Genomic DNA, 10,132 nt, shown 5'->3' with positions numbered 1-10,132 from the left:
CAAGGCGCGAATGCCACGGGCATCAACTCGACGACCACGGGTCAAGGCTCGACGGCATCGGGTGCGAGCTCGACGGCGAATGGCCAGGGCGCGACGGCATCGGGTGACAACTCGACGGCAGCAGGTCAAGGCGCGAATGCCACAGGCATCAACTCGACGACCACGGGTCAAGGCTCGACGGCATCGGGTGTGAGCTCGACCGCGAACGGCCAGGGCTCGACGGCATCGGGCGCGAGCTCGACCGCGAACGGCCAAGGTTCGACGGCATCGGGTGACAAGTCGACGGCAGCAGGCCAAGGCGCGAATGCCACGGGCATCAACTCGACGACCACGGGTCAAGGCTCGACGGCATCGGGCTCGAGCTCGACCGCGAACGGCCAAGGTTCGACGGCATCGGGTGACAAGTCGACGGCAGCAGGCCAAGGCGCGAATGCCACAGGCATCAACTCGACGACCACGGGTCAAGGCTCGACGGCATCGGGTGTGAGCTCGACCGCGAATGGCCAAGGTTCGATGGCAGCGGGGGCAGGATCGACCGCAATCGGCCAGGGCTCTCGCGTCGTAGCCGGTGCGGGCAACTCGGTCGCAGTCGGTCAGGGCTCAGTGGCGACAGAAGCCGGTACAGTTTCATTCGGTAACGGGACCGACAGCGGCAACCGTCGTCTGGTCAACATCAAGGACGGTATCAACGCGTCCGACGCAGCGACCAAGGGGCAACTCGATCGTGCAGTGGGCGGTTTGCAAGGCCAGATTAGCGATATGTCGCGCGCCGCTTACTCGGGTATCGCCGCAGCCACCGCGCTGACTATGATTCCGGGCGTCGATCTGGGCAAGACGCTGTCGTTCGGTATCGGTGGCGCGACCTACAAGGGTTATCAGGCGGTGGCGTTTGGCGGCGAAGCCCGGATCACGCAGAACCTGAAGTTGAAGGCTGGCGTGGGCCTGTCGAGTGGTGGCAACACTGTTGGCATGGGCGCTTCGTATCAGTGGTAATCCACGAGGCGGGGCGTAAGCCCCGCCCAGCGCGATGCCTTAACGACCATTTTACTCACCCATATTACTGACATCAGCCTCCAAGCTGATATTCCATCATGATAAAGACATCGCTGTTTATGCGCGCGACGTTAATCGGCGCGATTGCACTGGCGTTTGGTGCCTGTACGACTCATTCGGGTTTGACCTACGACATTCGGGCAGTATCCGTGCCGGGTAAGCCGGACCATCTGTTCCGTGTGGACTGCGATGGGATACTCGGCAGCGCCGAGGCATGCGCGCGTGCGGCAGAGAAATTCTGCCAAGACCAGGGTTTCACGGCGCTCGAGATGATTGACCGCGTAGTCGGCGATGCGCCGAAGAATGATCCGCGCGAGATTACGTTCATGTGCGGCAAGCCGCAGCCGGTGGCGCAGCTTGCGCCCGCGTCGCAACCCACTCCGCAGAGTCAGGTACTGTTGCAGGGTGATGCGCACTTCGACACCGACAGTTCGCAGCTGACGCCGCAGGGTCGCGCTGCGCTCGACAGCTTCATTAAGACCAACCGCGGAACGCAATTTCGACGTGTGATGCTCACCGGTTTCACCGATTCCACCGGCGGCGCTTCGCACAATCTCGCACTGTCGAATGCACGTGCGCACACGGTTGCGAACTATCTGCGCGCCAACGGGCTGAGCGCGCAGTCGTTCGTTTCCGACGGGCGCGGTGCGTCTGATCCAGTCGCGTCAAATGCATCGGTGGATGGCCGTGCGCAGAATAGACGCGTCGAGATCCATATCGACACGAAATAGTGGCGCACAGCCATGCGTTCGGTTGTCATACGGTGATCTGTTAATTTCGGCTATGCCCCTTCTCCCTCATAGGCGGCTGTCGACGACCGTGCAGTACTGGTTGGCATCTCTCACGTCATGCCAACCACCTCTTTTGCACTATGAACGGAGGTAGACTCGTTGTCGTCAACCTGCAAAAACAGGAGCATCGATGGCTACAGCGGCCTGCAACGCTTTCGCTGCCAGTACGCGTGGCGTGCATCCCGAGCCGTCGAGGCTTCCTGGTTTCGGTCGACGTGGTTGGATTGGGTGTAGACGATGTATGACGTCTTCGCAACTGCCACGACCTAGTCTCCTACGGTTGCACTGCCCATGCCGGTGCACCGGCGTCAAGCACTTCACTGCGATTCGCGGGATAGAGCTGTTGCGCGGCCGCTAAGGCCGAACTCGATGTTTGCTGATGGCTCGTGGGGCCAGAGATTCCCGACCGTCAGCAGCGCATCGCGCAACGCCTGGGATCGCGTGATCCCGTTCTTTGCGTTCCCTCCGGGTGTGCGCAAGATCATCTACACGACGAACGCGATTGAAAATATCAACTCGCAGCTGCGCAAGATCATCAAGACCCGTGTTCACTTCCTGACCGACGAGGCCGCCACCAAGCTCATCTGGCTGGCCTTACGCAACATCACCGCGAATTGGGGAAGTGCCGCACATGACTGGAAGACGGCCATGAACCAGTTCGCTATCCTTTATACAGATCGGTTCGTGCGACCTTCCGTGTAATTGTTCCACCCGCCTTGAGCGCGGAAATCCTGACACCCCCGCAGACGGCGGCGCTCAGCATCCCTTCACCGACGTAGCCGCCGTGCGCGGGCTCGTGACCGCTGCCGCCGCCGGACAGGATCGCGACGGGGCGCTGCGATGGCTCGGGCAGCGGCTGGCGCACGAGCACCTGCTCATCGCCGAGAATCGCGACATGCGGCGACTGTCGCGCGATCCCTTCGAGCATTTCGCGCACGACGTCGGACGGGTGGTTCACGAGCTTCTTCATGGCAGCGGGTTCCTGACGATGGGACGAAGCCCGGCGGCGCGGATGCAGCGCCGCCTGGCTTCGTACTGTGGATGGTAGGCGGCGCGCTGCGGAAAGCGGCGCGCCGCGCGGCCGGCGTTACGTAACATCGAGGCATTCGTAGCACGAATGTAACGAAAACAGCGCCGCTCGGGGACCGAAACGTATCGATCGCGATCGCGGGGCACGCGCTCGCGCGGGTGCGCGGATGCTGGCGCGGCGGCGGGAACGCGTGTTCGCCTGGCGGCAATGGCATGGAAAATGCTGTTTCTCGTCCGGTCCTCAATCGAACATTCCATCGCCCGGACCGCGAGGAGACCACCATGTATCGAACCCGCATTGTCACGTCCGCGGCGTTGTTCGCCGCCGCCGGCATGCTGGCCGCCTGCGGCGGCACCGACGTCGCGGCGCCCGCGAGCGCCGCCGCCGCGAGCACCAGCGGCACATCCGTCTCCGGCAACACGCCCGGCAGCAACACGTCGGACGGGGGCTGGGGCACCAGCGGCACACCCGGCACGCGCGGCGTCGTGAGCACCGCCGGCGCGCTCGCGGTCGGCGTCGGCTCGACCGTCAGCGCGATGTCGCTGCCGGTACTCGGCAATACCGTGACGCGCAGCGCGGGCGACGCGATCTCGAGCATCAGCACGATTTCGCGCGCCGCGGCCGATGCGCTCAGCGACGGGCTCGGCAAGACCGGTTCGACGCCCAATCCGGTCGGCACGACGGTCGCCGGCCTCGGCGAAGTGGTCGGCGCGACCGCGAATCCGGTCGAGGGCCTTGCGCAGACCATCCGCGCGCTCGGCTCGGGGCCGCTGGCGCCGCTCGCGCCGGTGACGACACCCGTCGGCGCAGTGCTCGATACCGTGGCCGGCGGACTCGGCGCGGCAGGCAACACGGTCGGCGCGACGCTGGCGTCGGGCGCCGTCCAACAGGTCACGCAGCCGCTCAGTTCGGCCGTCACGCCGCTCGTCATCACGGCCGGCCAGGCAACGCAGCAGATCGGGGCGACCACGGGCCTTGGTCAGCCGGTGGCCGGCTTGCTCGGGCAGGTCGGCACCGCACTCGCGACGACGGGCTCGCGGATGGGCTCCGTTTCGTCGCAACCGGCCGTCGGCGCGGTGGGGGCGGTCGTCGGCGCGCTCGGCAATACCGTCACGAACGCGGGTGGACTCGTCAACTACAACGGCCCGAACGGCGTCGCGCCGATTCCCGGGATGATCGTGAGCCTCGCGGGCGCTTCCGTCGCCACCGTGCAGAACGGTCCGTCGAGCGGCTCGAGCGCATCCGGCCCGCTCGGCGGCGTGCTGTCGGGGCTCGGCTCGACGCCGCTCGGGTCGCTGACCGGCGCACTCGGCGGCACGACCGGTGCCGGTGCGGCGAGCCCGCTCGCGCCGGTGACGAACCTCGTGTCGACGGTTACCGGCACGCTCGGCGGCGTGACGGGCGGCGTCGGGAAATAACGGCGTACCGTACGGCACGCGGCTCGACGACGCGCCGCGTGCCGTCGCGCAGGCGAGCAGCGCATCGGCATCGCCCGTTCATGCCGTCGATGAATTGCGACGAGCCGACGCGCGGCACCGCTTGCGGCCGCGCGATCGCGTTTCTCATTTGACCGCCGCGATCGCCTTCGCGCGAATCAGCCGCGCACGCAGCACGTTCCGGCTGATGCCGAGCAGGCGCGCGGCCTGGACCTGGTTGCGGTGACAGAAGTCGAACGCGACCCGCATCACGGTGTTCTCGATGCGTTCGAACAGGTTCTCGTGCGGCTCGTCGAACAGCGCGCACAGTGCGAGTTCGAGCGCTTCCTGACCGGGCACGCGGTCCGCCGCTTCCCGCACGCCGGCAGCCACGGCCGGCACGCATGACGACGACAGGTTCAGGTCGGTGTCCTGCAGCGCATCGTGGCGGCTCACCAGCAGCGCGTGATGGATCACGTTTTCCAGTTCGCGGATATTGCCGGGCCACGAATGCGCTTCGAGCAGGCGCGCCGCGCGCGGATCGATGCTGCGCGGCCCATGGCCGACGCGGGTGCGGTATTCGTCGAAGAAGTGGCGCGCGAGCGGCAGGATGTCGCGCGGCCGTTCGCGCAACGGCGGCACGTCGAGCCGCACGACATTGAGCCGGTAGAACAGGTCGCCGCGAAACCGGCCGTCCACCACGGCCTGCTGCAGGTCGACATTCGTCGCGGCCACCACCCGCACGTCGATCGGGATGCCCGTGCGCGAGCCGAGTCGCACGACCTCGCGTTCCTGCAGCACGCGCAGCAGCTTGACCTGCATCGGCGGCGGCAGGTCGCCGATCTCGTCGAGAAACAGCGTGCCGCCGTTCGCGGCCTCGAACCAGCCGGGCTTCGTGCCGAGCGCACCCGTGAAGGCCCCTTTCTCGTGACCGAACAGTTCGCTGTCGACGAGCGTGTCGCAGAGCGCGCCGCAGTTCACGGCGACGAACGGGCCGCCGCCGCGATGGCTGGCGTCGTGCACATGGCGCGCGATCAACTCCTTGCCGGTGCCGGTCTCGCCGACGATCAGCACGTTCGCGTCGCTCGGCGCGACGCGCCGCACGCGTTCGAGCAACGCGAGCGAACGCGGATCGGCGAACACGGGCGCGCGGGCGCGGGGCGGCGCGTGGTGGGCGGGGAATGCGAGAACGGCCGCGCCGCGCGATTCATCCGGCTGCGCGGTGACGACTCGAGAACGGACCGGGCGCGGCGTTGCAGACAGGGTGGTCATGGCGATGAAAGCGTGAGTCGATCGAACGGTCGAACCAGCGCCGAGGGGCGTCGCGGTCCGGTTGCTGCGTGGTCAGCAGAGTGTTCCGCGTTTTGCTCCGTACGGGAAACATCGATTTCTGATAACGAAAGCCGGATTGCTGCGCAGGATGAAACGGCGGCGACGCTCGCTGTTGCGACAACGGATTTGACGTCATCGCGTTCGATGCGACGGCGTCCGAACCCGGCGATCCGACGAACGGAGCGCGCAAAACTGCTGATCGAGCAGCAGGCCATCAGCAATGTTGTTTCCGTCGGTTCATCGCACCGTGGAATATCGATCCGACACAAGTGGAGAAACGCTTTCCTTTGCCAGAAATTTGGCCGCGGAAGCCATATCCGCCGGGCGATCGAAGGAAGGTTCGGGATGCAGATGATCCGCGTGATCGCTCATCCGTCGGCTATGGCACGCCCCTTGCGAACCCGACACGATACCGGCGCGGCAACGCACGGCCCGACAACGGAACGCAAGGAGCGAGCGACACCCTCGGCGTGGTCGTCCGTTTGCCCATGCTTGCCGACGTGGTTGCGCAGCCCGCCTTTCGTCTTCTCCTTCGATCAGGATCCTTCATGAGCATTCACGAACCTTCAACCGACGGTGTCAAATTCGCGTACTGGGTGCCCAACGTCAGCGGCGGTCTCGTCGTCAGCACGATCGAGCAGCGTACCGACTGGAGCCTCGAGTACAACCAGAAGCTTGCGCGCACGGCCGAGGCAGCCGGCTTCGACTACGCGCTGAGCCAGATACGCTTCACGGCCGGCTACGGCGCCGAATACCAGCACGAGTCGGTCTCGTTCAGCCAGGCGCTGCTGCACGCAACGACGAAATTGAAGGTGATCGCGGCGATCCTGCCGGGGCCGTGGCATCCGGCCGTGGTCGCGAAGCAGCTCGCGACGATCGATCATGTTTCGAACGGACGCATCGCGATCAACGTCGTCAGCGGCTGGTTCAAGGGCGAATTCACGGCGATCGGCGAGCCGTGGCTCGAGCACGACGAACGCTATCGGCGCTCGAAGGAATTCATCCAGGCGCTGAGAGGCATCTGGACGCAGGACAACTTCACGTTCAAGGGCGACTTCTACCGCTTCAACGACTACACGCTCAGCCCGAAGCCCGTGCAGAAGCCGCACCCGGAGATCTTCCAGGGCGGCAGTTCGCGCGCGGCGCGCGACAACGCGGCAAGTGTGTCGGACTGGTACTTCACGAACGGCAATACGCCGGAGAACCTGAAGGCGCAGATCGACGACATCCGCGCGAAGGCCGCCGCGAACGGCCATCGCGTGCGGATCGGCGTGAACGCGTTCGTGATCGCGCGCGACACCGAGGAAGAGGCGCGGGCCGTGCTCGACGACATCGTCCGGCACGCGCACGTCGAGGCCGTGCATGCATTCGGCGACGCGGTGAAGGAGGCCGGCAAGGCGTCACCGGAAGGCGAAGGCAACTGGGCGACCTCCACGTTCGAGGATCTCGTGCAGTACAACGACGGCTTCCGCACAAACCTGATCGGCACGCCGCAACAGATCGCCGAGCGGATCGTCGCGCTGAAGGCGGTCGGCGTCGATCTCGTGCTCGCCGGGTTCCTGCATTTCATCGAGGAAGTCGAGTACTTCGGCAAGCGCGTACTGCCGCTCGTGCGCGAGCTCGAAGCGCAGCGGCAGGCGGTTGCCGCGTGACGCATGCGCGTGCGCGGGCGAACGGTTGCGATCGTGAACGCCCGCGCGATCGCGTAAACGTCTGAACGTCACGGCCGGCGCCGGGTGCCGCCGGCCATCCAGGATCGCTGCGTCGCGAAGCGCGGCGCGGGCCGGGTGTTACCGCCTCATCGGCGCCGCGACTTGCCGTGCGCGTCAAGCCATACCCGCCGTTCTCGACGCCTCGACGAGCATCTGCACGCCGAGGCCGCCGAGCACCGCGCCCATCGCCCAGCGCTGCGCGAGCAGCAGCGCCGGCCGTCCATGCAGGAATTGCGCGATGCCGCTCGAGCAGATCGCGACCAGCCCGTTCGCCGACGCGAACGCAGCGATCAACAACGAACCGAGAAAGAGCGACTGGCCGAACACGCTGCCGTGCCGGTAGTCGATGAACTGCGGCAGCAGCGACACGAACAGCATCGCGAGCTTCGGATTCAGCACGCTTGTCGTCGCCCCCATCGCGAGCAGGCGCAGCGGCTGCTCGTTCGGCAACGTCTTCAGTTCGAACGGCGAACGGCCGCCGGGCCGGACGGCCTGCCATGCGAGATAGAGCAGATACGCGGCGCCCACGACGCCGAGCGCGGTGCCCGCGTACGGCACGCTCATGAACAGCGTCGTGATTCCGAACGCGGCGCCGAACATGTAGAACAGATAGCCCACCATCACGCCCGCCAGCGAAATCAGGCCGGCGGTGCGCCCCTGCGCGATCGAGCGCGACATCACGTAGACCATGTTCGGCCCCGGCGTGATCGCGAGCATGCCGCCGATGACCAGAAATCCGTAGAGCGAGCCGGTGGTATGCATGATTGCTGCTTCCCGCGATGAAATCGATGGCATTCATTGTCCGGCGATGGAGGTGAACAGTAAAACGGGATAAACTGAATCGATTGATCAGATTTTCTGAATTCCATGAAAAAGCTCGACCTCGATGTGCTGGCGATGGTGGTGGCCGTGACGGAGTCCGGTTCGTTCGCGCAGGGCGCGCAAGCGGTGCACCGGTCGCCGTCGGCGGTGAGCATGCAGATCAAGGCGCTCGAGGATGCGCTCGGCAAGCCGCTGTTCATTCGCGACACGCGCAATGTGACGGCCACCGACGAGGGCCGCATGCTCGCCGACTACGGCCGCCGGATGCTGGCGATGCGCGACGAGGCGTGGGCGTCGGTGGTGCGTCCGGAGATTCGCGGGCGCGTGACGATCGGCGTGCCGGACGACTACATCTCGTCGCTGCTGCCGCAGGTGCTCGGCAAGTTCGCCGCGATGCATCCGCGGGTGGAAGTGCGTGTGATCGGCCAGCCGAGCAGCGCGCTCGTGCCGATGCTGAAGGACAACACGATCGACCTCGCATGCGTCACGCGCATCAAGGGCGTGACGGGCGAGCTGGTGCGGCTCGAACCGATCGTGTGGACGGGTTCCCCCAAGCGCAACGTATGGGAAGAGCGCCCGTTGCCGGTCGCGCTCTTCACGCATGGCAGCATGGCGCGCGATCACGCGATCAAGGCGCTGAACCGACAGAAGATTCCGTTCCGGATGTCGTACGAAAGCCCGAGCTTCCTCGGGCTGATCAGCATGGTCGAGGCTGGCCTTGCGGTCGCGCCGCTCGCACGCTGCTGCATTCCCGAACATCTCGTCCAGTTGTCGCAGAACGAAGGGCTGCCGCCGCTGGATGCGCTCGAGGTCGTGCTGGCGCGCAGCGCGCAGTCGGCGCGACCGCCTTGCGATTACCTCGCCGAACAGATTCTCAATGAATGGCGCGCGTGAGCGCGTGTTCCATGCGGTCGCCCGTCAGCCCGTTAGCTCGTCAGCACGATTTCAGCAGCCACTCCCGAAACGCCACGAGCGACGGCAGCGTGTCGTTTTCCGGCGGATACACGAGGTAGTAGCTGCGCTCGCTGGTGATCGCGTCGCCGATCGACACGAGTTCGTTGCGGCTCAGCTCGTCCTCCACCAGCACCTTCGGCACGAGGCCGATTCCCATCCCGGCCCGCACGGCCTGGATCAGATGCGACGTCAGCTCGAAACTGGGGCCGATGCGCATCTCGCGATGATCGAGACCGAAACGCGAGAACCATTCGGCCCACGCATGCTGATTGCTCGTCACGCCCAGCAGCGTCTGCCCGGCCGCCCACGCCGGCGCGCGCGGGCCGGCCTTGCGGCGCCCGGCCGTGTCGGGGCTCGCGATCGCGATCAGGAACTCGTTGTACAGCCGGTGCGCGTGCAGGCCGGGCCAGTCGCCCGCGCCGACGGTGATGGCCGCGTCGAGGTCGTCGGTATGGAAGTCGATGCCGCCGATCCGCGAATGCAGGTGCACGGTCACGCCCGGATGCGCGGCATAGAAATCATGCAGGTGCGGCAGCAGCCATTTCGAACCGAAGGTCGGCAAGGTCGCGAGCCGCAGCGTGCCGGCGCCGGCCTGATGCGACATCGCTTGCAGCGTCGCACCGCGGATGCGCCCGAGCGCGCCGCTCAGCTCGACGAAGTAGCGCCGCCCGACTTCCGTCAGCTTCACGGAGCGGCCCTCGCGCCGGAACAGCGCCACGCCGAGCTGATCCTCGAGTGTCTGAACCTGCCTGCTGATCGCGCTTTGGCTCAGCGACAGCTCGTCGGCCGCGCGCGTGTAGCTCTCGTGGCGCGCCGCGGCCTCGAACGCCAGCAGCAACGACATCGACGGGGTCAGGCGACGGTAATTCATGAATTTTATGCAAGTGTTGCCGGGGAAGAATTCGTTTGTTTCTTGAGCTGATCCGCAAGATACTGGATTTCCGGCTCGCATGGAATCTTGCTGAAAACTCATGATTCTGCGCGAGGCCGAGTACCGGCTCCACCTACACCGTGTTTTCATCC

The 10,132-nt window shown here is 65.8% G+C and carries 8 protein-coding genes and 2 pseudogenes; 6 read left to right on the top strand and 4 right to left on the bottom strand.

The window, feature by feature from the left end:
* The 3 genes and pseudogenes from HW466_RS27520 to HW466_RS27510 all read left to right on the top strand — a co-directional run.
* Nucleotides 1-993 (top strand): YadA family autotransporter adhesin (locus HW466_RS27520; protein ID WP_176316117.1); only part of this gene is annotated, 993 nt, incomplete at its 5' end.
* Between the two features lie 98 nt (nt 994-1,091).
* Nucleotides 1,092-1,784, top strand: coding sequence for an OmpA family protein (locus tag HW466_RS27515; RefSeq protein ID WP_151003250.1), 693 nt, complete (start codon nt 1,092-1,094; stop codon nt 1,782-1,784).
* 432 nt (nt 1,785-2,216) lie between these two features.
* Nucleotides 2,217-2,546: pseudogene (locus HW466_RS27510) on the top strand (transposase); the annotation flags it as partial.
* Nucleotides 2,547-2,577: 31 nt separating this feature from the next.
* Here HW466_RS27510 and HW466_RS27505 read toward each other — a convergent pair.
* Nucleotides 2,578-2,814: pseudogene (locus HW466_RS27505) on the bottom strand (dihydroxyacetone kinase subunit DhaK); the annotation flags it as partial.
* 341 nt (nt 2,815-3,155) lie between these two features.
* Here HW466_RS27505 and HW466_RS27500 point away from each other — a divergent pair.
* Entirely contained in the window at nt 3,156-4,292 is a 1,137-nt protein-coding gene (locus HW466_RS27500) for a collagen-like triple helix repeat-containing protein (protein ID WP_174905586.1), read from the top strand.
* A gap of 144 nt (nt 4,293-4,436) precedes the next feature.
* Here HW466_RS27500 and HW466_RS27495 read toward each other — a convergent pair whose 3' ends face one another.
* Nucleotides 4,437-5,561, bottom strand: coding sequence for a sigma-54 interaction domain-containing protein (locus HW466_RS27495; protein WP_151006190.1), 1,125 nt, complete (start codon nt 5,559-5,561; stop codon nt 4,437-4,439).
* Nucleotides 5,562-6,169: 608 nt separating this feature from the next.
* Between HW466_RS27495 and sfnG the strand changes: the two genes are divergently transcribed.
* Nucleotides 6,170-7,273: a dimethylsulfone monooxygenase SfnG gene (gene sfnG / locus HW466_RS27490; protein ID WP_060259275.1), complete on the top strand. Its 1,104-nt coding sequence runs from the start codon at nt 6,170-6,172 to the stop codon at nt 7,271-7,273.
* A 174-nt stretch (nt 7,274-7,447) separates the two neighbouring features.
* Here the strand turns inward: sfnG and HW466_RS27485 are convergent, their stop codons facing one another.
* Nucleotides 7,448-8,095 carry a LysE family translocator gene (locus HW466_RS27485; protein WP_059541488.1) on the bottom strand — a complete coding sequence of 216 codons (648 nt, stop codon included), beginning with the start codon at nt 8,093-8,095 and terminating at the stop codon, nt 7,448-7,450.
* A 105-nt stretch (nt 8,096-8,200) separates the two neighbouring features.
* On the opposite strand from HW466_RS27485, the gene HW466_RS27480 reads away from it, so the two are divergent.
* Complete coding sequence (locus tag HW466_RS27480) at nt 8,201-9,049, top strand: LysR substrate-binding domain-containing protein (RefSeq protein ID WP_060348764.1); 849 nt, start codon at nt 8,201-8,203, stop codon at nt 9,047-9,049.
* Nucleotides 9,050-9,089: 40 nt separating this feature from the next.
* Here HW466_RS27480 and HW466_RS27475 read toward each other — a convergent pair whose 3' ends face one another.
* The gene (locus HW466_RS27475; RefSeq protein ID WP_059451697.1) at nt 9,090-9,980 is read right to left on the bottom strand and encodes a LysR substrate-binding domain-containing protein; all 891 of its coding nucleotides are present in this window, start codon (nt 9,978-9,980) and stop codon (nt 9,090-9,092) included.
* Nucleotides 9,981-10,132: the final 152 nt, after the last annotated feature.

It is taken from the genome of Burkholderia territorii (assembly GCF_902833055.1).
GTDB classification, from domain to species: domain Bacteria; phylum Pseudomonadota; class Gammaproteobacteria; order Burkholderiales; family Burkholderiaceae; genus Burkholderia; species Burkholderia territorii.
Note: the sequence above shows the minus strand (reverse complement) of the source record. Positions and strands in the feature narration are given on the sequence as shown.

Excerpts from the sequence above, each read along its gene's own strand:
- HW466_RS27475 (WP_059451697.1), bottom strand. The coding sequence starts at position 9,980 with ATGAATTACCGTCGCCTGACCCCGTCGATGTCGTTGCTGCTGGCGTTC.
- HW466_RS27515 (WP_151003250.1), top strand. The coding sequence starts at position 1,092 with ATGATAAAGACATCGCTGTTTATGCGCGCGACGTTAATCGGCGCGATT.
- HW466_RS27500 (WP_174905586.1), top strand. The coding sequence starts at position 3,156 with ATGTATCGAACCCGCATTGTCACGTCCGCGGCGTTGTTCGCCGCCGCC.
- sfnG (WP_060259275.1), top strand. The coding sequence starts at position 6,170 with ATGAGCATTCACGAACCTTCAACCGACGGTGTCAAATTCGCGTACTGG.
- HW466_RS27480 (WP_060348764.1), top strand. The coding sequence starts at position 8,201 with ATGAAAAAGCTCGACCTCGATGTGCTGGCGATGGTGGTGGCCGTGACG.
- HW466_RS27495 (WP_151006190.1), bottom strand. The coding sequence starts at position 5,561 with ATGACCACCCTGTCTGCAACGCCGCGCCCGGTCCGTTCTCGAGTCGTC.
- HW466_RS27485 (WP_059541488.1), bottom strand. The coding sequence starts at position 8,095 with ATGCATACCACCGGCTCGCTCTACGGATTTCTGGTCATCGGCGGCATG.